Below are 25,818 nucleotides of genomic sequence, written 5' to 3'. Positions count from 1 at the left end.
CTGTTTCATATTGCTTCTACGAATAACCTTTTCATAAAATAAAGCTGTATTAATTTGAGGATATCACTTTTTATGAGTAAATTACCTCGCTCTACTATCTTACTGCCAGTGTTTGTACCGGCTGCTGTCATCATGATTTTATTGGTGGTTGGCACTGCTGCAAATCCTGAAGCGGCGGGCGCACTATTTAGTACTGTTTTGACATTCACCACCAATACTTTTGGTTGGTTTTATATGTTGGCAGTCGCGCTGTTTTTAATGTTTATTATCGCGCTGGCATTTTCATCTTATGGCACTATCAAGCTTGGGCCTGATCATGCTGAGGCTGAATATAAATTCCTTGAATGGTTTGCCATGCTGTTTTCGGCAGGTTACGGCATTGCCTTATTGTTCTTTGGTGTGGCCGAGCCTGTCATGCATTTTGCCAGCCCGCCATTGTCTGATCCGCAGACCATTGAGGCGGCAAAAGAAGCGATGCAGATTGCTTATTTTCATTGGGGTTTTCATATTTGGGCTATTTATGGGGTGGTAGGGCTATCGTTGGCGTATTTCTCTTTTCGTCATGGTTTACCGTTGTCGATGCGCTCCACGTTATATCCTTTAATTGGTGACAAGATTTACGGTCCTATTGGTCATACTGTCGATGTGTTTGCAATTGTAGGTACACTGTTTGGTATCGCGACCAGCCTAGGATTATCGGTATCGCAAATTAACGCTGGCCTCAACTATCTGTTACCGGACCTCATTCCAGTTAATACCACCGTACAGGTCATTGCTATTGCATTGATTACCGCTGCTGCACTGGTCTCAGTGCTGGCAGGTATGGATAAAGGCGTCAAGCGGCTGTCTATATTGAATATGGTACTGGCGACTGCGCTGATGATTTTTGTGTTTGTCGTAGGGCCAACGGTCTTTATTTTAAATGCCTTTATGGAAAATACGGGCAGCTATTTAGGTAATATTGTCGAGCGCACCTTTAGCTTGCAAGCGTATGAAAACAGCGATTGGATCGGTAGCTGGACGTTGTTTATCTTTGCTTGGACAATCGCATGGGCACCTTTTGTTGGTTTGTTTATTGCCAAAATTAGCCGTGGTCGTACCATTCGTGAGTTTGTACTTGGTGTCATGCTAGTGCCAACGTTCTTCACTTTCTTTTGGTTTGCCGTATTTGGTGACACTGCATTGCATATGATTATGGTAGATGGTTATACCTCGTTAATTACTGAGGTACAAAACAACCAAGCGATTGCCTTGTTTAAACTGCTAGAAAACCTGCCTTTCACTGAGTTTGTGTCTTCACTGACCATACTATTAATCATTACCTTTTTTGTGACGTCGTCAGATTCAGGTTCATTGGTTATTGATTCGTTAGCAGCAGGTGGTCGAAGTGATACGCCATGGTGGCAGCGTACGTTTTGGGTAGTGACCGAAGGTGCGGTGGCCGCTGCGCTATTGCTTGCCGGTGGCCTAACAGCACTCCAAACGGCTTCTATCGTTAGTGCCTTACCTTTCGCGATTATCATATTGATATCGATGTTTGGCATGTGGCGTGCGCTACGTATCGAAGGACATCGTAACCAGAGCTTGGGTAATGACAGCAAACTACCACCGCACTTACTTAAGCCATCAGCATGGCGTGATCGTATCGATTACATCACTGATCAACCAACCCGTGATAAGGTTTTAAACTATATCAAAGAGGTGATTATGCCCTCAATGGTAGAGGTGTCAGCCAAATTTGCAGAGACAGGCTGGACGACTGATGTCAATTATGATGCGGTCAATAATCGCGCTGTGCTTGAGCTGCATCGCGGTGATGATGTCGAGTTTTGGTATGAAGTGCGCCTATCTGAACATGATGCGCCGGATTACCATACTGAAAGTACAGCAGGTGAGTTGCCACAAGAGCATCATCATCGTGCTGAGGTTTATCTACGCCGTGGTGGTCAGACCTATGATTTGTACGGCTATGAGACAGAGTCCGTCATCAACGATATTATTGATCAGTTTGAAAAATATTTGCACTTCCTAAATGTGTCACCGGACAGTTTGCCATGGCGTATGCAAGAGCATGATGATGACATTACGTTGGAGCAGGGCAGTGTGTTTGATAAATAGTTGGTTTGGCGCTTAAAAACTGATGTTTATGGGTGCAAGTTATTCGAGTGAATCGCTTGCAATATGCGTGTGAACCCTTAGAATAACGGCTTGATTTCATTGACCTGTTTTTATTAATAAGTAAGCCGTTATTTATGTCTATAGATATTTCAGTCTCTGAGACTCCGCAAACGCAGATTGTAAGCGATCATCCCTTATTGCAGCCGCTGAATATCGGCGGCTTGACGATTGAAAACCGTCTGATAGTTGCACCAATGGCAGGAGTCACAGACAACCCGTTTCGCCGTTTGTGTAAGTCATTTGGCGCAGGTCATGCCGTCAGTGAGATGATTATCGCTGATACCGCGCTTTATGCACGCAAAAAATCGCTATACCGTGCCAATTTCGATAATGAGATCGCACCTATCTCTGCACAGATAGCGGGGGCGGAGCCAAACAAACTGGCGGAAGCGGCTCGCTATCAGATCGATAATGGCGCACAAATCATCGATATTAATATGGGCTGTCCCGCCAAAAAAGTCTGTCGCAAGCTGGCCGGTTCTGCCTTGCTTCAAGACGAAGATTTGGTGGCACGTTTGCTGGATGCTGCGGTAAATGCTGTCGATGCGCCCGTCACCTTAAAAACACGATTGGGCTATGAAAATGGGCGTGAAAACATTTTGCGCGTTGCAAAGCGAGCAGAGCAAGCAGGCATTGCCGCCATTGCCATTCATGGGCGTACGCGTGAGGATATGTATACGGGTGAAGCGCGTTATGAGCTGATACGGGAAGTCAAAGAAAGCATTAGCATTCCGGTCATTGCCAATGGTGATATCGATAGTGCGCAAAAAGCGCAGCGTGTTTATGACTTGACGGGTTGTGATGCCGTAATGATTGGACGAGCGGCACAAGGTCAGCCGTGGATATTTCGCGATATTGAGCATTTTTTGCGTACTGGTGAGCGTCTTGATGCACCAAATGTTGGCGAAATCAAAGAAATTGTACTGGCGCATTTACAAGAGCTATATGACTTTTATGGTGAATACTCCGGCTGCCGAATCGCCCGTAAGCACATTGCTTGGTATACGACGGGCATTCCAAACTCTAATGCTTTTCGTCAAGCAATGTATGGCGAAGAGAGCACCGTTGGGCAGTTTCGTGTGGTCGAGGCTTTTTTACAGGCTCATGAGTAAGGTATAAATAGCTATTGGCTATGAATCACTGATTACAACTCATCAGCATGCTCAGTCTTTGATGTCTTTTCAGGCACAGACTTGGGGTGTTGCCAAGGAAAGCGACCTTCTAGCTCGACTTGTAAAGATAAGCTTAAAAAAGTTCGAATGAGCACAATAAACCCCAGTACCAAAACACTACGCAGCGTAGGCTCTGTAACGACTGTAGCCATAATGTCAGCAGCAATGAGCACTTCAAGCCCTAACAAAATGGACTTGCCAACCGTCTGTCTAATCTCGACATAGGTGCCATGGGTGAAACGACCTGTTGAACGAACGCCTCTATAAAAAGCATAAAGCAGCCCAAAGAACATAATAAGGACACCAATGACTTCAACGATTTTGGCAATGAAATCAATATAATGAGCCAGTATTTCTACCAAGGTGTGTTCTCCTTATGATGCGTAAATTGCAAAAACAATTATAGCCAAAAAGCTGGGAAAAATGGGATGTTAAATTTGCAGCCCTTTTACTGGGGAGTGTACTCAATCTAAACGAAAACGCCTAAATGGGTTAAAAATAGCTAAACATAGTCAAAGTATCCTAAAAACACGTCGGTATTGCTGATATCAATTTTTTGTAGCCTCTGTCTGCGCAGGCACAGCAAGCAAAATTGATGTCAGCAGTACGTGATGTATCGATATTAATTTTCACTGACTATAGCTGATGGATATCTCGATATTATCTACGCTAATTTCCTTGTTTGGCTGCCATTTATCTCATTTTTATCACCATTTTCAAAATGAGGACAAGCTTTAGTAATTCGCAAAATTATTTTTATCAAATTTTACTGGTACTTTTTCGAGTAATTACAATGTAATTTTGGTATTCTAGAGCTGCACACTATTGGGAATATAATAAACAAAAAGGATTTTTTATGGCTACTCCCTCAAAAAAGGCAATTAGCAAAGCGGTTAAAGACAAATATATCATCATTACTGGTGCTTCAAGCGGTATCGGTGAACGTACAGCCTTTTTGCTTAGTGAATGCGGCGCTCATGTCATTTTATTAGCACGTACCGAAGAGAAGTTAAAAATAGTAAAAGAAAATATTGAGGAACTTGGCGGTAAGGCCAGTTATTATCCTTGTGACTTGACCAATATGGATGAGATTGAAAAAGTCAGCGAGCAAATTTTGGCTGATTTTGGTCATGTTGATGTATTGGTCAATAACGCTGGTCGTTCAATTCGACGTTCGGTGCACGAATCTATTGATCGTTTCCATGATTTTGAGCGTACCATGGATATCAATTACTTTGGCGCTGTCAAAATAGTTCTCGGATTTTTGCCGACGATGATTGAACGCCAAGCCGGTCAAATTGTTAATATCTCATCTATTGGCGTACTCGCAAACAGTCCGCGTTTTGCCGCCTATGTCGCCTCAAAATCGGCACTGGATGCCTTTAGTCGCTGCTTGGCTGCTGAAGTGAAAGGCGATAATGTCACGATTACCAATATCTTTATGCCATTGGTACGCACACCGATGATTGAGCCAACCAAGCTATATCGTTACATGCCTGCGCTGATGCCGGATGAAGCGGCGATGATGGTCGCAAAAGCGATTGTTCATAAACCAAATAGTATTGCCAGCAACATGGGTAAATTTGCGTCGGCGACTTATTCGTTAGCACCAGCAATCAACGTTGGTATTCAATCGATGGGTTATCGTATTTTCCCAAGTACCCGTGCAGGACTGACTACCGATAAAAAACCAAACCTTGCTCAGCGTGCCTTTGCCAGAATTCTTCCTGGTGAGCATCACTAGAATAGAACTTTTATTAGCTCTGAATAATATGAAAAGGATACTGCGGTATCCTTTTTTAATGTCTTGAAAATAATAGTAGACAAAGTAGGGGTATTTTTTAGCATCTCTATGTTGATGCTTCCTACTATTAAGATGAGATAAAATCATTATTTGTCGCCACATGCTTTTTATTACAGCTTATGGAGCTTTAAATTCAGTATATTTATTTCTTTACTCTAGTCAATTTAAATCGCTTCTACACATACATCAAGTCACGTTTTAGACACTCGTAGTTGATATATTTAAATGATTTGATAGGCTTAATTTTTTACTGATTAAGCCATCAAAACCTCCGCTATCCAAATTTATTTCATGCTTCTAGAATTATTAACATGAATTTTATTCATGTTATATTTAAATAGTATCGTTTTTATTCATGTAATGTTTTAGGTATGATTCACCCCATACAGAAATTCATTTTTATCTTAGTTAATGAGATTAGGGTAGGGGATTACCATGAATAAACAATTTACATATTCCATCTCAAGCATTCGTTTTGATGAAAACTATCAACCTGCAGACAGCACCCGTCTGACGACGAATTTTGCAAATTTGGCACGTGGCGAGAGTCGTCAAGAGAATTTGCGCAAGACTTTAACCATGATAAACAATCGTTTTAACGATCTAGCACATTGGGATAATCCGACCGCCGACCGCTATTCTGTTGAAGTTGATATCATTTCTGCCGACTTGGATATCGAAGGCAATGGTCATACCTTCCCAGTCATTGAGACCTTAAAAACAACGATTGTGGATCATAAGGAAAACAAGCGTATTGACGGTATGATTGGCAATAGCTTCTCCTCTTATGTGCGCGATTATGACTTTAGTATTGTGTTACCAGAACACTTTGTAAACCATCCAAAATCCGCGCCGCCAGAAGAGTTTGGCGATTTACATGGCAAACTGTTTCAACATTTATTGAACTCAGAGGCCTACCAAGCCAACTTTGATAAACAACCAGTGATTTGTCTGAGTGTGTCAAGCAGTAAAACCTATCAGCGTACTGGCAATCAGCATCCTGTATTGGGGGCTGAATACAGACAAGATGGCGGCTCTCTGAACAAGGGGTCATTAACTGATGAGTACTTTTCCAAAATGGGCTTAGCAGTGCGCTATTTTATGCCTGCTGGTAGTGTGGCGCCTTTAGCATTTTATTTCGCGGGTGACTTGTTGGGTGATTACACTGACCTTGAGCTAATCAGTGCCATCAGTACCATGGAGACTTTTCAAAAGATTTATCGACCTGAAATTTACAATGCCAACTCGACCGCTGCTCAAGTGTATCAACCAAGCTTAAAGTACCAAGATTACTCACTGACGCAAATTGTCTATGACCGCGAAGAGCGCAGTCAGATGGCAGTGACGCAAGGTAAGTTTACGGAAGATGAATTCATCACACCGTATCAAGCTATCCTTGATGAGTGGGCGGCAAACTATGTGGTGACAAACGAGACTTTTCAAAAAGAAGCGGTGCAAAAACGCGCTGATGATAAACAAGCTGCCTAGGGCGTGTCCTCAATTCAACCGATAGCGATCTAAATGGGCTAAAAGTGGTTAAATCTTGCCAAACATCGTCAACTAGCTAGGTAATATCTCGATATTATCTGCGCTATTTTCCTTGTTTGGCTGCCATTTACCTCACTTTTATCCTCATTTTTAAAATGAGGACACGCCCTAGCATAACCTCACTGGACACCAAAATAAAAAAATAAACATTATAGAAGATTAAAAATTATGAAACTATTATTACCGACATCGACAGCGGGTAGCTTACCAAAACCGTCTTGGCTCGCAGAACCTGAAAAAATTTGGTCACCTTGGGCATTAGAAGGGGAGCAACTGCTTGAAGCCAAACAAGATGCCTTACGTTTGACATTGCAAGAACAGCAGCATGCTGGGATTGATATCTTCAGTGATGGCGAGCAGACCCGTCAGCATTTTGTGACTACTTTTATTGAGCATTTGGATGGCGTCGATTTTGAGAATCGTAAAACCGTTAAGATTCGTGATCGTTATGAGGCCAGTGTGCCGTCAGTCGTTGGGGCGGTGAGCCGTCAAAAGCCAGTGTTTGTAGACGACGCTAAGTTTTTACGGGCGCAAACCGATCAGCCAATCAAATGGGCGCTGCCAGGGCCTATGACGATGATTGATACACTGTATGATGGTCATTATAAAAGCCGTGAAAAATTGGCTTGGGAATTTGCCAAAATTCTGAATCAAGAGGCGAGAGAGCTTGAGGCGGCTGGCGTGGATATTATCCAGTTTGATGAGCCTGCGTTTAATGTGTTCTTTGATGACGTCAATGACTGGGGTATCGCCACGTTAGAGCGCGCTATCGAAGGTCTAAAGTGCGAAACAGCGGTGCATATTTGCTACGGCTATGGTATCAAAGCCAATAATGATTGGAAAAAGACACTGGGTTCAGAGTGGCGTCAATATGAGCAAGCGTTTCCAAAATTGCAGCAGTCAAGCATTGATATCGTCTCGCTTGAGTGCCAAAACTCGCACGTGCCGATGGATTTGATTGAATTGATTCGCGGTAAAAAAGTAATGGTCGGTGCTATCGATGTGGCAACCAATACTATTGAAACCCCTGAAGAAGTGGCAGATACCCTACGCAAAGTTCTACAATTCGTCGATGCAGACAAGCTCTATCCTTCGACCAACTGCGGCATGGCACCTTTGCCTCGCCAAGTAGCGCAAGGCAAGTTAAAAGCGTTGAGTGAGGGCGCGGCAATCATTCGTCAAGAGCTGAGCGCTTAGTTACTGGCTCGCACTTATCAATAGGTGGGATAGGTCTAATCAAGTTTGTTTATTCGGTTTGATTGAAATACTGTGGGTAGGCCATCAAGTAGTCTTAATGCCATTTAGAAATAAGTCATAGCCAAATTTAGGAGTTCAGCGATGAGTAAAGATATGATTGAAGCCACCGACTTTAGAGATGCCATGTCGCTATTGACGACTGCCGTTAATGTGGTTACCACAAAAGGTAGCTCTGGTATTCATGGGTTTACGGCATCTGCGGTATGTAGCGTCACAGACACACCGCCTACCTTGTTGGTTTGTATGAATCAGACCTCTCGCTCACATGCCCACTTCCTTGAAAACAAAACGTTGAGTGTCAATGTATTAGGCGCACATCATGAGCCAATATCTAATGCCTTTGCCTCCAAATTAAGTTCGGAAGAACGATTTAAACAGGGCGTTTGGACGCAATTAGCGACAGGTGCGCCTGTTTTAGAGGATGCGCTGGTCAGTTTTGATTGTGAAATTCAAGATATTCAAGAAGTCGGCACGCATAGCGTGTTTATGTGTCGTGTGGTTGCCATCAAGCAAGCCGTATCACAAGGTGGCACTGATGAAGGTTTGGTGTATTTCAACCGTGCCTATCATCAAGTAGGTCAAATAGAAATTGCTTAAGCTGACTTTCTGACATTGATTATTTAATGGTCATCTAACTATAGTCAGCTCAATATAAAGAAAATACAGTAAAACTGGAATGAATTTTTTGTAGCCTCTGTCGGCGTAGGCACAGCAAGCTAGAAAAATTTGTATCAGTTTTACGTTGTCAGATAACGTATCCATTTTATTTAGCATCGACTATAAAACTATCCTTTAACCGAGAAGTAACTATCCCGTGGAAATACTCATTTTTTTAATAATTGGTGCGCTAGCAGGGTTTGCTGCAGGGCTATTTGGCGTGGGCGGTGGCACCATCATCGTACCACTATTATTTATCGTCTTTACCCAAATGGGCTACAGTCCTGACAATATCATGCATTTGGCGTTAGGGACATCACTAGCGACCATTATTGTCACCTCTATTAGCTCGCTCATGGCGCATAATAAAAAGGGCGCGGTCATGTGGCCTGTCTTTAAAAATCTCGCACCAGGTCTAGCGATTGGTTGCTTTTTGGGTGCGGGGATTGCAGGGCAAATATCTGGGCTATATCTCCAGCTTATCGTTGGTGTATTTCTGCTTTGGGTCGCCTATAAGATGTTTTTTGGTGGTAAAAAGCAGGTCGCTAGTCATTCTAATGATGTTAATCCAGAACTGCCGTCTAAGCCTAAGCAATTAGCAGCAGGCGGGGTTATCGGTGTCGCTTCTGCCATTTTTGGTATCGGTGGTGGCAGCTTAACCGTCCCTTATCTCACGCGTTATGGCGTGGTCATGCAAAAAGCTGTCGGCACTTCAGCAGCATGTGGTTTACCGATTGCCATTGCTGGTGCGTTAGGCTTTATGGTTTTTGGCATGCAGCAGCAAGTTGATGTGCCTAACACTATTGGCTTTGTCCATATTTATGCCTTTTTAGGCATTAGTATCATGAGCTTTTTTACCGCAAAAGTAGGCGCGAAAGTCGCGCATATACTATCACCAGCATTACTAAAAAAATGTTTTGCGATATTATTAACCGTGGTAGGGTTTTATTTCCTTTATAAAGGCTTGGTTTAAGCGCCTCTTATAAAGAAAAATAGTTAAGCAGCTGCCATGCATTAATACAAAATTCTATGGAAAATATGACAATCTAATATTTTTTATTTAGCCAAATACTCGCCACAATATCCAGAACAATCCTATCATAATGAAGATAATGATTAGCAACCGCTTTGCCCAATACGGTAAAAGCGGTTTTTTATAGCCCAAATCATTCAACTGGCTGTCGACACCTCGCTGTAGGCTTTTGAATCCTTGATCTGTTTGAGTGGTTTTCACACGGTTTTTTATTAAACGATCTGGTTCTTCCTCTGCTTGCTCTCTATCAAAACTGATCGCCTGATTAGGAATACCTTGCTTATTGGCAATAGTATTTAATTTCTGCTGTTGTTTTACCTTTAATGCCGTCTCATAAGCATCGATTCTACTCTTTGCTTCATCCATACTGATGTTTTCATCTGCTGCCAATGTTTTGATCGCCATCACCAAATTGTTTTTTTCAATCATCATCATGATCGCTTTTGGCAACTTTGTATTGACTGATTTTGCGCTAGGATCAGGATTAAACATGATTGTCCTTATTACAACATGAGAGTGTGAATAGGTCGTACGGTGGTTCATTATAACCATTTTCTATCAGCAAGATTCAAGCAAAAAAATACCGCAATCATAATCATGACTGCGGTATTTTAATAGTTATCTTTATCAGCACTTCTGCCAACCTGTGATAGATTATAGATCTTTCCAGCGTTGGATAGACTTTTTGATCACTTCTTTAGCTTCTGCAACATCATCCCAAGATTCAACCACTGTGCTACCTGGTTTTTTCAGGTCTTTGTAATGGCTGAAGTGGTACTCTAACTGGTTGATTAGCTGCTTTGGCAGATCAGCTAGGCTGTTGTAAGCATTGCCTGTGTCACGGTCATCAGCAGGTACGACAACGATTTTGTCATCTACTTCGCCATCATCAACGAACTTCATGACGCCGATTACTTTGGCTTTTAAGAAAATACCTGTTGGTAATGGCTGCTCAGTAAGCAATAACACATCTAGCTCATCGCCATCTTCGTCTAGCGTTTGTGGGATAAAGCCATAGTTACAAGGTTTAGCAAAAATCTGTGGATCAATACGATCAAGCTCAAATACGGCCAATTCGCGATTCCACTCAATTTTATGGCTGCTACCAGCAGGGATTTCTACTACTACGTTGATAATGCCGCCATCTACGTCGCCGGCGTCCAAAATTTTGTTAAAATCTGCCATAAAATGCTCCAATTTTCTTTTGTTTTAAGTGTTTGAATAATCAATGATAGTCAAAGGATTGAGCTGGACAAGCAGTAAGATTATTACTGTGCCCGATTTGTGCTGCATGCAATTATAGCAAGTTTGGTCTGAATTTTCTCATAATGCTTAAGTCTAAGCGGGCAAGATATTATGCAAAAAAAGATTATGCAAAATGGCCTCAGAAAATCACTTGGGTGCAATTGCTCGTAGCTCAATCAGTCCAGCATGACGTTTGGCAATATTATCAATAAGCTTTTGGGTCACTTGCTCATAGCTCAAAGAATTATGTATGTGCTGAGCTGTTTGCGCCTCTGGCTCTTTTTGTATGGTCAAAAAATCAGCCAAGCGTAGCATTTGCATGCCAGCGTAGCCGCAAGGATTGATGGCGTTAAAAGCCGATAAATCACAATTGATATTGAGTGCAATGCCATGATAGCTAAAACCATGCTTAATCTTAAAACCCAATGAGGCTATCTTGCCAAGCATGATTTTGTCATCCAAAGAAGTATTTTGGACTTGCGCATCATTGTCAGTATCAGTATCAGTATCTGCATATAAATAAACACCGGGCGCATCACGGCGAGCGTGGGCGCTGATATTATCGCTGATAGATGACGATGAGTTCTGTAGACAGTCATTTACCACGTCCTCAATCGCTTGCTCTGCATGCGATACAAGATTGCGTACACTCCAGCCTATACTGTCCAGATCAAATAGCCAGTATACCACCAGCTGTCCATGACCATGCCAGGTCACCTGTCCACCGCGATCCGTCTTGATAATCGGGGTGTCAGTTCGTTGCAGGATATGCTCTTCTTTACCTGCTTGCCCAAGCGTGTAAACGTCATTATGATCGACAATCCATAGCTCATCAGGCGTGCGTAAGCCTTGCTCTTTTTTGAGTGCGATACGCTCCAAGGTACGCGCTAGCATAGCATCATGGGTAGAGACATAATCGGCGGCCGACAGCGATTTTGTAAGAAGGGTGTCGTGAGGAGAGGTATTGTGAGTCTGCTGCGTGACATTTTGCATAAGCGTGACTGTCTTATTGTTGTCTGGTGTAAAGTATTGGCGAATTTTGACTGGTGGCGAAAGTTCAACACGCCCCAATGCTGAGTGTAGCAGTTTTTGTGATTGCCGCCCAAATTTTAATAGATACCTACAATTTTAATCGATACCTACCATAAAGCCTAAATATTAAAGAGACTATAATTAAAGAGAATATAATTAAAGAGACTATAAAAGGCGATATATCCTTTAAATGATGATTCAGTGCAGCTATTGTCCCTGTGACCGACACGTATTTTATACAAACCCAGCAGTCAATCAAAGACACTGTTCATTGCTTAGTCAATGCGCTACATTAAACAGCAACGAATGGAATCTTGTTAGTTCTTATAATGATATGCGCGCGTGCGGCTATTTCCGCTAGCGCTTAAAGACAAATATAGAGTTATCAATCAAATACAGCGTACTGACTCTAACGCTTATGACAAGGAAGATATATGACAGACAATAATCAGAACACCACTAATCAGGCGCATACCAGTACCGATAAAGCGCTTAGTATTATGACTACTATCGATGAGATGCAAGCGCAGTTCTCTAGATTGCAAGCATTGAGCCGTGCTCAACCAATAAATGATTGGGCGACGCGGGAGACTCAATTAGACAACTTAGAGATGATGCTTAGCGATAACCAACATAACCTTGCTCAAGCGATTAGCGCAGATTTTGGCTATCGCAGCGAGTCTGAAACCCAATTTGCGGAGCTTGTTCCCAGTTTTACGGGTATCAGCCATGCCAAAAAGCATGGCAAAAAATGGATGAAAACACGTCGCGCTTCTATTTCAGCATTATACATGCCAGCTCATAACGAGATTCAGCCGCAGCCGTTAGGTGTGGTTGGTATCATGGTGCCATGGAACTATCCATTGTTCTTAGCCGTCGGGCCAATCATCGATGCGCTCACAGCAGGCAATCGAATCATGGTTAAGATGAGTGAGTCAGCACCGCAGTTCGCGCAAGTGTTTGCAGATCTCATCGCTCATTACTTTTCGCCAGATATGGTTTGTGTTGTACTGGGTGAAGTAGAGATCGCTGCCGCTTTCAGTAAGCTGCCTTTCGATCATCTATTGTATACTGGTTCTACTGAAGTAGGCAAAAAGGTCATGGCTGCTGCTGCGCCTAATTTGACCCCGGTCACGTTGGAGCTTGGTGGTAAGTCACCCGTTATCGTATTGGACGGTGCCAATCTAGAAGCGGCTGTCAATCGCGTGATGATGGGTAAAACGCTGAATGCCGGTCAAACTTGTATTGCCCCTGACTATGTCCTAATCCAGCGCAAAGATCACGAAGCGTTCATTGGCTTAGCAAAAGAGTGGATGCAAAATCATTATCCGAACATCAGCGAGAACCCAGATTACTCGCGTATTATCAATGGTGAGCAGTTTAAGCGTATCAAAGGTTATCTAGATGGCGTCTCTAGCGAAAACATTCATAAGATAACTGACGCAGACTATGATATCGAAACGCGGTTGATGCCACCAGTTATTATCAGTGAGCCTGCACCCGATAGTGATGTGATGCAAAACGAGCTGTTTGCACCGATTCTGCCGTTAATGCACTATGATACGCTCGATGATGCGATCGATTTCGTCAATGCTCGTCCGCGTCCATTAGCGCTTTATGTGTTTGGTGAGCGTCACAGCGACATAGAAAAAGTACGTGACAACACGGTATCAGGTGGCTTAGCTATTAATGAAGTGATCCTGCATGTGGTGCAACACGACTTGCCGTTCGGCGGAGTTGGGCACTCAGGCACTGGTGCGTACCATGGCAAAGCTGGTTTTGAGCGTTTAAGTCACATGAAACCTGTTTTTGTACAAAATAAGCTCAACGGCATGAATTTCCTATTACCACCTTATGGCGGCTTATTTAACAAAGCTATGGCATTTATGATGAAGTAAATGTGATGAGATTGTCGGTTTAATAATGATAGCACCTACATAAGTAGGTGCTGTTTTTTTTGTCCAAAAAACAAAATTTTAATGATTGTAGTATTTATTTTTGATGGCTTTATAATATTTTTTATACATAAAGGGAAAGCTGAACCTAGCCAATAGTTATCTATAATCATTCTCATATGTCGCTACATTTCTTAATATTACTAGACGGTAGTTATGGTAAGTTTATATTTCTAATGAGAAATAAAGATTAAGTCCACATTTGCTATCAGCCAAGTGGTTCATAACTTAATATTGATACCTGACTTTGACATCGAAATAACTCATTTTAATAACGACATATAGGACATCCCATGCGCCAATGGATTGCGTTAAGTTTACTGTGTATGAGCGTGTTGTTACTGCCGGTCTCAGCGTCAGCCGCTTGCGCATCACCGATCAAATTTGGCGCGCTGACTTGGGAGAGTGGTCAGTTTACGACTGGGATACTCAAATATATTGCTGAGAGTGGTTACGACTGCACGATCGAAGAAGTACCTGGGGCAGGACCTGCACTCGAGACCGCATTGTCGCAAAACGATATTCAAATCATCGGCGAACAATGGATTGGGCGCTCACCGATTATGGAGCAGGCCATCAATGACAACAAAGTTGCGGTCATTGGCGATACGCTGCAGGGCGGTGCTACTCAAGGTTGGTACGTGCCGCAATACGTCATGGATGACAATCCGGGACTGCGCCGCTATCAGGATTTGCCTAAGTACGCAGAGTTATTTAAAGATCCAGAAGATCCTAGCAAGTCACGGTTCATGAACTGTCCGTCAGGCTGGGCATGTGAGATTTTTAACACCCGACTGCTCAAAAATACTGGCTTAGACGCTGTTTTTAATAACGCCCATCCAGGTACGGGTGCAGCACTCGATGCTGAAATTGCCTCCGCATTTGAACAAAAAAAACCGCTACTATTTTACTATTGGCAGCCAACGGGGCTCATCGCCAAATACGACTTTGCGCCGCTAGCGTTCCCTGCCCATAAGGATGAGTGTTGGCAAGACTTGTTACTGGCTGATGGTACCTTGGATTGTGTCTCTGGCTTTCCTGTCTCTCCGCTTAAGATTGCTGCATCGACACCTTTTATCAATGATAATCCCGAATTGGCAAGTGCCTTTGAAAAAGTTCAGTTCACGCCAGATCAACTAAACAGTGCAATTTTAGAGATGAGTGAAAGCAAGCGCAGTGGTGATGAACAGGCGCTTGAGTTTTTACGTGCCAATCCAAACGTTTGGCAAGCGTGGCTACCCAAAGAAGTCGCTGAAAATCTTGCTGCCAATTTAGGTATTAATCTAACGAACGATGGCACAGGCAATACCAGTGTCAATACACCGTTGAATGACGCCACCTCAAGTAACCCCTTCCTAGCACTAACCTCCAGCTTTCCGTCATGGTCCCTTGAGACGCCCCTTAATAAAGCCTTAGCGACTGTGGTTAGAGATTATGGTGATGTGTTTCGGAGTATCAGTAGCGTCACTTTGACCTATTTGTTGTTGCCTATTGAGCGCCTATTAACGGTAATTCCAGCATGGTTAATTATTGGTCTGGTGACCGTATTGGCATGGTTCGGGGTGCGCAAAGTATGGTTTGCCATTGCTTGCGGGGCAGGACTTTTTTTAATCGGTGCGTTTGGACTGTGGGGCGCTTTAATCGATACCTTAGCGTTATTGATCGTCTCGGTTTTAGTGACGGTGGTGATCGGTATCCCCATTGGTATTGCTATGTCGGGTAGCAGTCTGCTGCGAAAAATTGTCACGCCGATATTGGATGTGATGCAAACCATGCCAAGCTTTGTCTATTTAATCCCCGTGCTCATGTTATTCGGTATTGGTAAAGTGCCAGCATTATTTGCCACGATTATTTATGCTTTGCCACCGCTTATTCGTTTGACGACGTTGGGCATCACGCAGGTCAATCATGAAATGATCGAAGCAGGGCGCTCGTTCGGTAGTACCCATTTTCAGCTACTCATTTGGATCAAATTACCACAAGCGTTGCCCAGTATTATGGCGGGGATCAATCAGGCAGTGATGATGTCGCTTGCCATGGTCGTACTGGCGTCTATGATTGGTGCGCCGGGTCTGGGAGAAGATGTCTTACAATCTATTCAGACGCTCAATATCGGTCAAGGACTACAAGCGGGTACAGCCATTGTCATTGTGGCGATTATCATTGACCGTATTAGCCAAGCTTTTGGTCAAGGAAAACGCGCGCGGCAAAAAACCATTGAAGCTGGCAAACGTCCTATCGGTTAAACAATAATGAGAATAGCTATGAATCATATCCAGTTAGAGAATATCAGCAAAATTTATAATGCTAATGAGTCGCAAGCACAATCAGTGTTGAAACTACTAGTAGATGGTATGGATAGTGTCGCTGTCAAAAAGCAGACTGGCTATTCAGTCGGGCTCTATGATGTTAATTTGGCGATTAAAGCGGGGGAGCTGCATTGCATTATGGGACTCTCAGGCTCAGGTAAATCGACCTTGATACGCCATCTTAACCGTTTGATTGATCCAACCAGCGGCAAGATATGGGTCGACACCACTATTAACTCTAAAAACCTGTCATCAAAAGCACAAGGCATAGCAAAAGAAAATTCATCGACTGCTGCTGCACCAGTAACCGCTAATACAGACGGGATAAACAATACCAACTCAAGCGACTCTATCAATATTCTAGAATTGGATGATAAGGCGTTACAGCAATATCGTCAGAATACCGTCAGTATGGTATTCCAGCATTTTGGCTTGATGCCACATATGACCGTCATACAAAATGTGGCTTATGGCTTACGTGTTCGCAAGATGAGCGTGGAAGCACGTCATGAAGTTGCGCGTCATTGGCTTAATGAGGTAGGGCTACCCAATCTAGAGCACAGCTACCCTGATGAGCTGTCGGGCGGTATGCAGCAGCGCGTAGGGCTGGCGCGAGCCTTAGCGACTGACAATCCGATTTTGCTGATGGATGAAGCGTTCTCTGCACTTGACCCGCTTATTCGTGCCCAACTACAGGATCAGCTGCTTGAACTACAAGACCGTCTCAATAAGACCATTGTCTTTATTACTCATGATATCGATGAAGCGGTCAAAGTGGGTCAGCGTATTAGTATTTTAAATGGTGGTCGCTTGGTACAAACGGGCACGCCTAGCGAATTAAGAGACAATCCTGCCGATGACTATGTCGCTCAATTTATGCGTGCTAAAGCCTAATAATGGATTTATTCACGTTGAGGTTGCTCTGAACGTCTTTGTTATACTTATTTTTATACCAAGCTAAGCAGCAGTTTTTATAGACGTTTTTGATTATCGTATGATTTTTGCTGCTAGGGGTAGTCACGCCTGCAAAAAACAACAAATATCGTTATACTGAACGGTCTTTTAAAGGCTCATGAGCATTTATTATTAGAAGCCCCAAGATATCTTTTAGTCAGTATCGCTTAGCTATTGAGCAATATAGATTTTTTACTTTTGCGTTTAAGGTTGTAACATGACGGTCACTTCTGCACCTATTATTACCTCGTTATTGGATAACGATTTGTACAAATTTACCATGCTACAAGCCATGTTACACCAGTTCCCGCAGACCCACGGTGTCTATCGGTTTCGCTGCCGTAATAATAGTGAGGCGGTCTATCCACTAGCCGACATTAAAGAGACGTTAGAGCAGCAATTAGATATGCTATGTGAATTGCGCTTCTTAGAAGATGAATTGGATTATCTGCGTGGGTTGCGCTTTATTCGTTCTGATTTTGTCGATTATTTAGAGTTATTTAAACTTAAGCGCCGCTTTATTACCGTCAGTACGGACCGCAAAGGGCGCTTGCTGATCGATATCGAAGGGCCAATGATTCAGGCGATGTTCTTTGAAGTATTCGTGCTGGCAATCGTCAACGAGCTTTATTTTAATGCCTTATCGAGCCCTAGCGTGATAGAAGAGGGGCAAAGGCGTTTGGATGACAAGGTTGCGCTGTTGCATCAGTATGCAAAGCAACAAAATACAGAAAAGCCACCTTTCATCGTTGCAGACTTTGGCACACGTCGACGCTTTAGCAAAAGCTGGCAAGCGCATGTGGTAGAAACCCTGCACAAAGCTGAGCCAAAAATTGTTAGCGGCACCTCTAACGTGTATTTGGCAAAGCAGCTTGGGATGACACCAATAGGGACGATGGCGCATGAGTTTATGCAAGCTTTTCAGGCATTGGATGTGCGTTTGCGTGACTCACAAAAAGCCGCGCTCGAATCTTGGGTACATGAATATCGTGGTGATTTGGGTATTGCGTTGACCGATGTCGTTGGCATGGACGCATTCCTGCGTGATTTTGATCTGTATTTCGCCAAGCTTTTCGACGGTCTGCGCCATGACAGCGGCGATCCTTATATCTGGGGTGATAAAGCCATTGCCCATTATCAAAAACTAAAGATAGACCCTAAGACAAAGATTCTAACCTTTAGTGATGGCTTGACGCTTGAAAAGGCGTGGGAGTTGCATCAGTACTTCAAAGAGCGTATCAGAACCAGCTTTGGTATTGGCACCAATCTCACCAATGACATGGGCATCACACCGATTAACATCGTACTAAAATTGGTTGAGTGCAATGGGCAACCTGTGGCTAAACTGTCTGATAGTCCAGGCAAGACCATGATTAATAATGATACGTATCTTGCCTATCTGCGCCAAGTTTTCGAGGTTGATGAACCTGAGTAGATGCCATTTAGCTATTTAACTATCTAATTCCTCAGTTTTTACCTCTTCAGCAAAAGCTGCATCCAATGCTTGTTGTACGGCATTGATGCGTGTCTCGCAAACGCGGTAAGCAGCAATTGATTCTTCCACCGTAGTCATCAAATTGTCGATATCAGGCTCATCTTGTTGCTGCAATTCAGCCGCATTGGTTTTTAGAATATCGTAAGCCGCTTTAAAGGTTTTTGGAGCGGCTTTTTTGCGCTTGCGAGTAGGAGTCGTCATGGGTTTTCCTGATTTTTAAAGTAAAAGTAAGTAGATAAGTGATCGTTAGATATTATTGTGTGGTTCAGTTGGTGTCTCTGAGATTTCTGTCGTGTTCTTCTCAGTATTAACATCAACAATCTGAGCTTTAGCCTTACCATCTTTTAAGACGATATGTATGGTTTGCTCAGGGTAGAGCTGTGTACTGCTAGTGAGTATCTGTTTGTCTTTATCATCAGTCAGCATGGTATAACCTTGCTTGAGCACGCGAGACGGTCGGTGCAAAAGTACGATATCACGCAGATGGGCGCTATCACGTTGTGCCTGTATCAGCTGCTGCTGAGCGCTCTGCATAATGGTTTTTTGATAGATACCACTGTAGTTATGGGCGCTGGCTAATTGCTGATGTGCAAGGGTTTGCGTCTGTGTGTGTAACTCGGTTGTCAGTCTCGCTGCTTGCTTTACTTGCCGCTGTGCGCTTTGCTGAATACTACGCCACGCATAGTCGCTGTCTTTTTGCAGGGCAGTTAATTGACCGATGGTGCGCGACTGCATTTGGCTCAATTGTCGCGCCGTTTGTTGCTCCGCGATATTGAGTTGACGCTGGGCGGCTTGTTTGATTTGCGCTTGATAATGTAAAGTCTGCGTGACCAGTTGTGCTAAATGGCTACTAATCGCCGCGATCACTTTGGATGGCGTGTCAAAGCTGCTGTGCGCCACTTCATCTAAAATCACTTTATCGCGCTCGTGACCAATACCAACCCAGACGGGGACAGGCTGTTCAGCGACCAATGCGGCAAGCTCGTAATCATTGAGGTAAGCCAAATCTCCCACCGCGCCGCCACCACGAATAATCACTAATAAGTCAGGCAGGCGCTGATAAGTATCTTGGAATTGTTGCTGGGCACTGACAATGGCTTGGCGAATCTCGCTTGGAGCATGATTGCCTTGAAAGGTCGCGTGATGGTAATGGAAGTGACAAGCGCCTGTACTCGCTAAGCGATCCGCATCGGCTTGAAAATCACCTAAACCTGCGGCCTTTTCGGGAGCAATCACTAGGACATGCTCGATATCAAAGGGCACAGGCAACTGCTGATTAAGCTGCAATAAACCTTCACCAGTCAAGCGATCGACCATTTCGGCATATTGCCGTGCCAAATCCCCTAAGGTATAGCTAGGATCAATATCTTCAATGGTAATAGAGAAGCCATATTGCGCGTGAAAACCTGCGGAGACTTTGAGTAATACGGTCAAGTCGCGCTCAAGAGGCATGCCAGTCGCCCGCTCAAACTTTGCCAATACGCGTGCAGCTTTAAAGCGCCAAAGGTTGCCACGGCAGCTGGCGACTACTTTGCCTTCCTCATCTTTTTCAGCCAACTCAAAGTAATAATGCCCGCCTTTGCTAGACAGATTACGAATTTCAGCCTTCACCCATACGCGGTGGTCAAAGGTTTGCTTGATGACCATCTCAACCGCTGACAAATAGTCACTTAAACGCAAGACCGTGTCTTCTAAACGATCTTCCTGCTCAGCCAGTTCGGCTTCTAGCGTCGCTAAATCCTTGGCAGGCGCTAACACTTTTGCTGGTTTGGTATTTGAAAGATTGGGTTTGCGCATAATAGTAGACCATGGGCTCTAAAAACAAGGATTCTAAAAACAAGGATTCTGAAAACTAAGAAACTGAATAAGGGGTGTAGAAGATTAAACAGGGTAGTTTACCTCAAAAGTGTAGCTACAAAAAGTAAAGCCAGTAAGTCAGCGATCAATATATTATTTTCATCGCTGACTTACTGGCCAAACCCTATTATATTTTACACCAAATACGCTTATTTTTATTGAGTACAAGGCAAAGCTAGGGCTACTTCACGTGTTTATCAGCTTATTCAGTTAGCTCAAAAATTTAGTAGAATGCTTTAGCTTTGTCAGTTGATAATGGTTCTTTTACTGGCATCGGAAGTTGATCGTATACTCATAATCATCATCGCGTGACAAATTGGGTGAGCCCGTGCCAAAGATAGAGCCGATAACCGCACTTGCTTGTCCAACCATACGACCCGTGCGCTCATCTAAAATACCATTATAAGCAACTTTGTCATCAACGATAATCACTTGTTTGCTGCGACAAGTGTTTTTGGCACTATCAAGCGCATTTTGCTGAGCTTTTACTTTGCTATCCGCTATCCCAGTAGTCTCGTAAATAGAGTTGGCACGTTGAATGACTGGTGAGGAAGGCGTGCTCTGGCAGGCACTCAAAACAAGCGCAGTCGCCAAAGTAGCAGTGATGGTGGCAGTTTTATTAACCGTATTCATAAGTTATTCCTCTTTTCTATAAATTAATCATAAAAACTAAAGACAAGTAAGGCAAGTATTTTGTTTATTAAAAGACAGACTAAATCTAACCTATTGCAGTCTGGGGTGTCTAGGCAGTTATTGTGTTCGGTATTGCGCTTGTATTACATGCTGCAATTTAGCCATTTTAAGACCACTAAATGTATCCATGTGCTAATTGATGACACGCCCTAAGTGTTCTAAGCTATTATTTATGATAAAACCATGTGCACCTGCCACAAACCTGAGGCGTACACAGCAAATCACTTGAAATAAAAATCATATCTAGGATAATTGAGGTATTCATTTTTAATTAATAAGTAATTTTATGCCATTAATTCCTGCTCCTGCTGGCGTGCTCGAAGTTGACGCGCTATGGCAACAAGACAATCCTAACGATCCGAATACCGACACGGTGGCGCTGCTTTGTCATCCCAACCCGCTGTTTGATGGCACGATGAACAATAAAGTCGTCACTACAATGTACCGCTTTGCGCGTGATAGCGGTATGCACGTGGTCCGTTTTAACTTTCGCGGTGTCGGTCAGTCGACTGGCGAGCATGATTATGCGGAAGGTGAGGTGGTGGATGCAATGACCGTGCTACAATGGATTGCAGAACAAACCAATGCGCGCAAGCTATGGCTTGGCGGCTTTTCTTTCGGTGGTTACGTGATTGCGCGTGCGGCTGAGCAGGTGCTCGAAGCCTCTCATGTTTGGGGGTTAAGTGATTTTGATATTACTAAAATTGCTCTTATCGCTCCGTCTGTTGAAAAAAACGACAGCGAAGATTTAAGCTTGCCAGCTGACAGAACCTTTGAGATATATGGCAATGCTGATGAAGTGATTGATCCTGATAATATGCAGAAATTTGCAGAACGCTTAGGTCTAGCAGTCAGTGTCGTGGACGGCGCTGGACATTTTTTTCACGGTCGCTTATCTGAGTTAAAAAAATTGTTGCAACAGTATAGTTTTGATGAGCATTGAAGATCAAGTAACCTCATAAGTTTCACCACCTGAGATAGTATCCGTCCGTAGGGATAGCACTCTTTTATGCCGCTTCCTTGTTGAAAATAGGCGCTTAGAAATATTGCCTTGCTATCTCTAACGTCGAATCGCCTGAAAAATAGTCAGTGTCATGGTCGAAGGACCAAACACGCCCTAATATTTACCTTTTTAAATGATGAGTCGTATTATGAGTTTATCTCCATTGCAACGTTACGAGCAAGCCGTCAGTACCGATGAGTTTACTCGAGATGAGCAGCAATATCAGGCCATGAGCTATCTTGATGAGCTACATCACCAGCTCACCAGTCGCGTGGAACAAAAAAAAGGCATTTTTAGTTTTTTAAAATCTAAGCCGACTGCCCCAAAAGGTCTGTATATGTGGGGCGGTGTTGGACGTGGTAAGACATGGATGATGGACATGTTTTATGATTCTTTGACGATTGATCGCAAGATGCGCCTTCATTTCCATCATTTTATGCAGCGCGTTCATCGTGAGCTAAACGCCATACAAGGCGAAAGTAACCCACTAGAGAAAGTGGCTGACATCATTTATAAAGAAGCAGTCATTATCTGCTTTGATGAGTTCTTTGTCTCTAACGTCTCTGATGCGATGATTTTGGGCGATCTCTTTACCATGCTATTCAATCGTGGTATTACATTGGTCGCTACCTCAAATATTGAGCCAGCAGGACTTTATAAAGACGGTTTACACCGCGATCGCTTTATGCCCGCGATCGCTGAAGTTGAGCACCATACCGCCGTGATGAATATTGACTCCGGTATCGACTATCGTTTGCGCGTGTTGCAGCAAGCAGAGCTGTATGAATCGCCCATGACCAAAGCCAACCACCATTGGTTAGCCAACCGTTTTGCGAGTTTATCTAATAATCAAAAAATCAGTAATGAGCCGATTACTATCAATGGTCGTCAAATTAAGATTAATGCTCGCACTGAAGATGTTTTATTTTGCGACTTCCGTCATTTATGTATGGAGCCACGTTCGGCTGCTGATTTTATTGAACTCGCGAAACAATTTAGTACGGTCTTAGTCGATTCAGTACCATCATTGGATGATGATCTGCGTGATCCGACGCGGCGTTTTGTTTATCTGGTCGATGAGTTTTACGATCGCCGCGTAAAATTACTGATTCGAGCAGAGCAATCAATTCTTGAGCTGTATCAGGGCGAAAAACTGGCGTTTGAGATTGAACGGACGCGTTCGCGCTTGCTTGAGATGCAGTCAGAAGATTATTTAAAAATGGAGCACCGTGTCGAAAATGCAGATGCGGCTTGATGGTATGATCACTATTTAAAGTAAGAGGGTAAAGGCTGCTTGGTTTTTCGTTTACGGTTTTACGATTGTCTAATCATATTTATAACGGGATAATCTGCTGATATAAACAGTAGCAGTCAATATCAATAATAAATAAGGGTGAATAATGAATAAGTCTGACGAAACTAATTCTACAAAAGACAATCAAGTAACGAAAAATGAAAAAATATCGATCAAAGCACTAACGACTGAGAGCACGCCGTTTACTAGCGACGAGCTCATTCACTGGATTAATTCAAGACGTAGCGTGGGTAACTTAGATATTCCTGCACCAACGCGCGCTCAGATTGAAGAAGCGATTGGGTGTGCTGCGACCGCGCCTGATCACAAAAAACTGCGTCCATGGCGTTTTATCGTGACTGCGGGCGATGCTCGTCATGATTTAGGGCGTGCTCTTGTCGAAGCAGCAAAAGCAAAGGCGACAGAAGAGGGCGAGGTGCTCTCTGAGAAAACAGTGCAAAAAACGCAGACGATGCCGCTGCGTGCACCAGTTGTGATTACCGTGGTTACTCAGATGCAAGAACACAAAAAAGTACCGCATTTCGAGCAAATGTTAAGTGCAGGCGCTGCGGTTCAAAATCTTATTCTGGCTTTAAAAGCGCAGGGCTTTAGCACAGTATGGCGCACAGGCTTACTGTGTAACGAACCTGCTATAAAAGCATATTTAGGCGTAAGTGCAGATGATTATGTCACGGCTTTTGTTTATACTGGCACCAGCCCTAAAGACGAACCCACACGCAAAGCTATTGATATCGAGCCGCTGGTCCGCTTTGAGCCATAAACATATTTGAGTGCTACCGAGCTAAGATTGGTTACTTATTAAACATAACTGGTCTCAGTAGCTGTCCACTAAAGATATTATTAATAATAAGTCAGTCAATACGGATAAATGCATATGACAAGCGCTAATGACAGCAATACCAATGCCAACAAAGATACCAATGAAAATAGTAGCAACGAGAGTAATAAAGCAGCTGACAAACAAAACAGTCTGTTGTCGGGTATCATTGGACGAGCTAGTAAATCTGGTATTGGCCGTAAGAAGCTAGATCCTAGTGCGGTAGAGTCTGCGGTGGCAAAAAACATGGCAGAGATTCATAGTAATCCTACCAAGCTCCGTTTGGCATTTTTGGGCGGTGGTAGTTTTGGTACAGCGATGGCGAACCTAGCCGCGCGTAATGGTTGTGATACCACGCTGTGGGTTCGTAACAAGCGTACCGTCAAGGCGATGCAAAAAACGCAGATGAACAAGAAATACCTGCCCGGTCACAAGCTTGATGACCGCTTGAAGTACAGTCATGATCTAGCGTCAGCAGTCAAAGATACCGATATTATTTTTATTGCAGTACCAGGCTTGGCCTTTCGTGAAACGCTGAAAAACATCGCGCCCTTTATCAGTGGGCAGTCTATTGTGTCGCTAACGAAAGGCATGGAAAAAGACACTTTTGCCATGATGAGTGATATTATCAAAGAGGTGTTGCCTGAAGTGAATTTTGGCGTTATGTCAGGGCCCAATCTTGCTATAGAAATTATGAAAAATATGCCGTCTGCGACAGTGATTGCGAGTGAGTCTGAACCACTACGTCATGCTGTACAAGCAGCACTGCATAGTGCCTTCTTTAGAGTGTTCGCCAGCGATGATATTCGCGGTGTTGAGCTGGGCGGTGCGCTCAAAAACATCTATGCTATTGCGATGGGTATGGCTGCTGCCTACGAAGTGGGTGAGAACACCAAAGCCATGATATTAACCCGCGCGCTGGCAGAGATGAGTCGTTTTGGTGTCGAAGCCGGTGCCAATCCCTTAACATTTTTAGGGTTATCAGGTGTTGGTGATTTATACGCAACCTGTAGCTCAGAATTAAGCCGTAACTACCGCATCGGTAATATGCTTGGTCGTGGCATGAGTATTGATGCCGCCGTCAAAAAGCTGGGTCAGACTGCTGAAGGCGTTAATACTATTCAGCAAGTCCACGAAAAAGCGACCAAAGACGGTATTTATATGCCTATTACCCATGCACTTTATGCGGTTATTTATGAAGATAAAGCCGCATTAGGTGTGGCGCTTCATTTGATGGAAGCGGGATTTCGTAGTGACGTCGAGTTCGTGATGGCTCATGACCATAGCAATGCTGCCCTTACTGCGCAAATGAAAGCTGCCAATAGTACCTCTAAAAACAAGAGTAGCGATAAAGACAGCGACTCTAAGTAAAATGATTGCTAGAAATGTGTATTGCTGAAAATGTGTAAGGTCAGGCAGTGGCAAAGCAGGTTATAGAAAGGCAGCTGATAAAAAGCCAGCTGATAAAAAGGCAGGCTATAGACAAGGAAAGTT

At 43.5% G+C, this 25,818-nt stretch carries 22 protein-coding genes; 15 read left to right on the top strand and 7 right to left on the bottom strand.

Annotation, left to right across the window (positions count from 1 at the left end; translation table 11 throughout):
• The first annotated feature begins 72 nt into the window (after positions 1-72).
• On the top strand, positions 73-2,118 hold the full coding sequence (locus ACMFL8_RS08335) for a BCCT family transporter (protein WP_189581574.1): 2,046 nt from the start codon (positions 73-75) through the stop codon (positions 2,116-2,118).
• 134 nt (positions 2,119-2,252) lie between these two features.
• Positions 2,253-3,290: a tRNA dihydrouridine synthase DusB gene (gene dusB / locus ACMFL8_RS08330; protein WP_352309280.1), complete on the top strand. Its 1,038-nt coding sequence runs from the start codon at positions 2,253-2,255 to the stop codon at positions 3,288-3,290.
• Positions 3,291-3,322: 32 nt separating this feature from the next.
• Here dusB and ACMFL8_RS08325 read toward each other — a convergent pair whose 3' ends face one another.
• A complete protein-coding gene (locus ACMFL8_RS08325) occupies positions 3,323-3,712 on the bottom strand; it encodes a DUF1622 domain-containing protein (protein ID WP_352309279.1) in 390 nt (129 codons plus the stop codon).
• Positions 3,713-4,206: 494 nt separating this feature from the next.
• Here ACMFL8_RS08325 and ACMFL8_RS08320 point away from each other — a divergent pair, with 494 nt between their 5' ends.
• The 5 genes from ACMFL8_RS08320 to ACMFL8_RS08300 all read left to right on the top strand — a co-directional run bounded on the left by ACMFL8_RS08320 (position 4,207) and on the right by ACMFL8_RS08300 (position 9,589).
• Positions 4,207-5,094 carry an SDR family NAD(P)-dependent oxidoreductase gene (locus ACMFL8_RS08320; RefSeq protein WP_352309278.1) on the top strand — a complete coding sequence of 296 codons (888 nt, stop codon included), beginning with the start codon at positions 4,207-4,209 and terminating at the stop codon, positions 5,092-5,094.
• Between the two features lie 495 nt (positions 5,095-5,589).
• Positions 5,590-6,642 (top strand): DUF1852 domain-containing protein, encoded by a 1,053-nt coding sequence (locus tag ACMFL8_RS08315; RefSeq protein WP_352309277.1) that lies wholly within the window; start codon positions 5,590-5,592, stop codon positions 6,640-6,642.
• 228 nt (positions 6,643-6,870) lie between these two features.
• On the top strand, positions 6,871-7,899 hold the full coding sequence (locus ACMFL8_RS08310; RefSeq protein ID WP_352309276.1) for a methionine synthase: 1,029 nt from the start codon (positions 6,871-6,873) through the stop codon (positions 7,897-7,899).
• 153 nt (positions 7,900-8,052) lie between these two features.
• Positions 8,053-8,556: a flavin reductase gene (locus ACMFL8_RS08305; RefSeq protein ID WP_413191386.1), complete on the top strand. Its 504-nt coding sequence runs from the start codon at positions 8,053-8,055 to the stop codon at positions 8,554-8,556.
• A 217-nt stretch (positions 8,557-8,773) separates the two neighbouring features.
• Positions 8,774-9,589, top strand: a complete 816-nt coding sequence (locus tag ACMFL8_RS08300; RefSeq protein ID WP_240215691.1) for a sulfite exporter TauE/SafE family protein — start codon at positions 8,774-8,776, stop codon at positions 9,587-9,589.
• Between the two features lie 87 nt (positions 9,590-9,676).
• Here ACMFL8_RS08300 and ACMFL8_RS08295 read toward each other — a convergent pair whose 3' ends face one another.
• The 3 genes from ACMFL8_RS08295 to lipB all read right to left on the bottom strand — a co-directional run bounded on the left by ACMFL8_RS08295 (position 9,677) and on the right by lipB (position 11,887).
• Positions 9,677-10,141, bottom strand: a complete 465-nt coding sequence (locus ACMFL8_RS08295; RefSeq protein WP_413190665.1) for a hypothetical protein — start codon at positions 10,139-10,141, stop codon at positions 9,677-9,679.
• A 162-nt stretch (positions 10,142-10,303) separates the two neighbouring features.
• Positions 10,304-10,834 carry an inorganic diphosphatase gene (locus ACMFL8_RS08290; protein WP_110923013.1) on the bottom strand — a complete coding sequence of 177 codons (531 nt, stop codon included), beginning with the start codon at positions 10,832-10,834 and terminating at the stop codon, positions 10,304-10,306.
• Positions 10,835-11,041: 207 nt separating this feature from the next.
• Positions 11,042-11,887: a lipoyl(octanoyl) transferase LipB gene (gene lipB / locus ACMFL8_RS08285; RefSeq protein WP_413190664.1), complete on the bottom strand. Its 846-nt coding sequence runs from the start codon at positions 11,885-11,887 to the stop codon at positions 11,042-11,044.
• A 473-nt stretch (positions 11,888-12,360) separates the two neighbouring features.
• Here lipB and ACMFL8_RS08280 point away from each other — a divergent pair, with 473 nt between their 5' ends.
• The 4 genes from ACMFL8_RS08280 (at position 12,361) to pncB (ending at position 18,579) form a co-directional block, all read left to right on the top strand.
• Positions 12,361-13,824, top strand: coding sequence for a coniferyl aldehyde dehydrogenase (locus ACMFL8_RS08280; protein WP_201592490.1), 1,464 nt, complete (start codon positions 12,361-12,363; stop codon positions 13,822-13,824).
• Positions 13,825-14,174: 350 nt separating this feature from the next.
• Complete coding sequence (locus ACMFL8_RS08275) at positions 14,175-16,127, top strand: glycine betaine ABC transporter substrate-binding protein (RefSeq protein ID WP_413190663.1); 1,953 nt, start codon at positions 14,175-14,177, stop codon at positions 16,125-16,127.
• Between the two features lie 18 nt (positions 16,128-16,145).
• Positions 16,146-17,084 carry an ATP-binding cassette domain-containing protein gene (locus ACMFL8_RS08270; RefSeq protein WP_413190662.1) on the top strand — a complete coding sequence of 313 codons (939 nt, stop codon included), beginning with the start codon at positions 16,146-16,148 and terminating at the stop codon, positions 17,082-17,084.
• Positions 17,085-17,361: 277 nt separating this feature from the next.
• Positions 17,362-18,579 carry a nicotinate phosphoribosyltransferase gene (gene pncB / locus ACMFL8_RS08265; protein WP_413190661.1) on the top strand — a complete coding sequence of 406 codons (1,218 nt, stop codon included), beginning with the start codon at positions 17,362-17,364 and terminating at the stop codon, positions 18,577-18,579.
• A gap of 15 nt (positions 18,580-18,594) precedes the next feature.
• On the opposite strand, the gene xseB is transcribed toward pncB, so the two are convergent.
• The 3 genes from xseB to ACMFL8_RS08250 all read right to left on the bottom strand — a co-directional run bounded on the left by xseB (position 18,595) and on the right by ACMFL8_RS08250 (position 21,129).
• The gene (gene xseB, locus ACMFL8_RS08260) at positions 18,595-18,840 is read right to left on the bottom strand and encodes an exodeoxyribonuclease VII small subunit (protein WP_010198302.1); all 246 of its coding nucleotides are present in this window, start codon (positions 18,838-18,840) and stop codon (positions 18,595-18,597) included.
• Positions 18,841-18,885: 45 nt separating this feature from the next.
• Complete coding sequence (gene xseA, locus ACMFL8_RS08255; protein WP_413190660.1) at positions 18,886-20,436, bottom strand: exodeoxyribonuclease VII large subunit; 1,551 nt, start codon at positions 20,434-20,436, stop codon at positions 18,886-18,888.
• A 324-nt stretch (positions 20,437-20,760) separates the two neighbouring features.
• A complete protein-coding gene (locus ACMFL8_RS08250) occupies positions 20,761-21,129 on the bottom strand; it encodes a hypothetical protein (RefSeq protein WP_413190659.1) in 369 nt (122 codons plus the stop codon).
• A 346-nt stretch (positions 21,130-21,475) separates the two neighbouring features.
• Between ACMFL8_RS08250 and ACMFL8_RS08245 the strand changes: the two genes are divergently transcribed.
• From ACMFL8_RS08245 to ACMFL8_RS08230, 4 genes are all read left to right on the top strand, one after another.
• On the top strand, positions 21,476-22,132 hold the full coding sequence (locus tag ACMFL8_RS08245) for an alpha/beta hydrolase (protein ID WP_413190658.1): 657 nt from the start codon (positions 21,476-21,478) through the stop codon (positions 22,130-22,132).
• A gap of 208 nt (positions 22,133-22,340) precedes the next feature.
• Entirely contained in the window at positions 22,341-23,447 is a 1,107-nt protein-coding gene (zapE, locus tag ACMFL8_RS08240; RefSeq protein WP_010198312.1) for a cell division protein ZapE, read from the top strand.
• A gap of 145 nt (positions 23,448-23,592) precedes the next feature.
• Positions 23,593-24,267: a nitroreductase gene (locus ACMFL8_RS08235; RefSeq protein ID WP_413190657.1), complete on the top strand. Its 675-nt coding sequence runs from the start codon at positions 23,593-23,595 to the stop codon at positions 24,265-24,267.
• Between the two features lie 114 nt (positions 24,268-24,381).
• Positions 24,382-25,695 carry an NAD(P)H-dependent glycerol-3-phosphate dehydrogenase gene (locus ACMFL8_RS08230; protein ID WP_413190656.1) on the top strand — a complete coding sequence of 438 codons (1,314 nt, stop codon included), beginning with the start codon at positions 24,382-24,384 and terminating at the stop codon, positions 25,693-25,695.
• Positions 25,696-25,818 lie beyond the last annotated feature (123 nt).

Source organism: Psychrobacter sp. AT9 (assembly GCF_047272965.1).
Classification (GTDB): Bacteria; Pseudomonadota; Gammaproteobacteria; order Pseudomonadales; family Moraxellaceae; genus Psychrobacter; species Psychrobacter glaciei.
This window is presented reverse-complemented; position numbering and strand designations above follow the sequence as displayed.

What these genes read in the sequence shown, in the direction of transcription:
- dusB (WP_352309280.1), top strand. Translation starts at nt 2,253, where the DNA reads ATGTCTATAGATATTTCAGTCTCTGAGACTCCGCAAACGCAGATTGTA.
- ACMFL8_RS08310 (WP_352309276.1), top strand. Translation starts at nt 6,871, where the DNA reads ATGAAACTATTATTACCGACATCGACAGCGGGTAGCTTACCAAAACCG.
- ACMFL8_RS08295 (WP_413190665.1), bottom strand. Translation starts at nt 10,141, where the DNA reads ATGTTTAATCCTGATCCTAGCGCAAAATCAGTCAATACAAAGTTGCCA.
- ACMFL8_RS08305 (WP_413191386.1), top strand. Translation starts at nt 8,053, where the DNA reads ATGATTGAAGCCACCGACTTTAGAGATGCCATGTCGCTATTGACGACT.
- xseB (WP_010198302.1), bottom strand. Translation starts at nt 18,840, where the DNA reads ATGACGACTCCTACTCGCAAGCGCAAAAAAGCCGCTCCAAAAACCTTT.
- ACMFL8_RS08315 (WP_352309277.1), top strand. Translation starts at nt 5,590, where the DNA reads ATGAATAAACAATTTACATATTCCATCTCAAGCATTCGTTTTGATGAA.
- ACMFL8_RS08270 (WP_413190662.1), top strand. Translation starts at nt 16,146, where the DNA reads ATGAATCATATCCAGTTAGAGAATATCAGCAAAATTTATAATGCTAAT.
- zapE (WP_010198312.1), top strand. Translation starts at nt 22,341, where the DNA reads ATGAGTTTATCTCCATTGCAACGTTACGAGCAAGCCGTCAGTACCGAT.
- ACMFL8_RS08235 (WP_413190657.1), top strand. Translation starts at nt 23,593, where the DNA reads ATGAATAAGTCTGACGAAACTAATTCTACAAAAGACAATCAAGTAACG.
- ACMFL8_RS08245 (WP_413190658.1), top strand. Translation starts at nt 21,476, where the DNA reads ATGCCATTAATTCCTGCTCCTGCTGGCGTGCTCGAAGTTGACGCGCTA.
- ACMFL8_RS08335 (WP_189581574.1), top strand. Translation starts at nt 73, where the DNA reads ATGAGTAAATTACCTCGCTCTACTATCTTACTGCCAGTGTTTGTACCG.
- xseA (WP_413190660.1), bottom strand. Translation starts at nt 20,436, where the DNA reads ATGCGCAAACCCAATCTTTCAAATACCAAACCAGCAAAAGTGTTAGCG.
- pncB (WP_413190661.1), top strand. Translation starts at nt 17,362, where the DNA reads ATGACGGTCACTTCTGCACCTATTATTACCTCGTTATTGGATAACGAT.
- ACMFL8_RS08280 (WP_201592490.1), top strand. Translation starts at nt 12,361, where the DNA reads ATGACAGACAATAATCAGAACACCACTAATCAGGCGCATACCAGTACC.
- ACMFL8_RS08320 (WP_352309278.1), top strand. Translation starts at nt 4,207, where the DNA reads ATGGCTACTCCCTCAAAAAAGGCAATTAGCAAAGCGGTTAAAGACAAA.
- lipB (WP_413190664.1), bottom strand. Translation starts at nt 11,887, where the DNA reads ATGCAAAATGTCACGCAGCAGACTCACAATACCTCTCCTCACGACACC.
- ACMFL8_RS08230 (WP_413190656.1), top strand. Translation starts at nt 24,382, where the DNA reads ATGACAAGCGCTAATGACAGCAATACCAATGCCAACAAAGATACCAAT.
- ACMFL8_RS08290 (WP_110923013.1), bottom strand. Translation starts at nt 10,834, where the DNA reads ATGGCAGATTTTAACAAAATTTTGGACGCCGGCGACGTAGATGGCGGC.
- ACMFL8_RS08275 (WP_413190663.1), top strand. Translation starts at nt 14,175, where the DNA reads ATGCGCCAATGGATTGCGTTAAGTTTACTGTGTATGAGCGTGTTGTTA.
- ACMFL8_RS08250 (WP_413190659.1), bottom strand. Translation starts at nt 21,129, where the DNA reads ATGAATACGGTTAATAAAACTGCCACCATCACTGCTACTTTGGCGACT.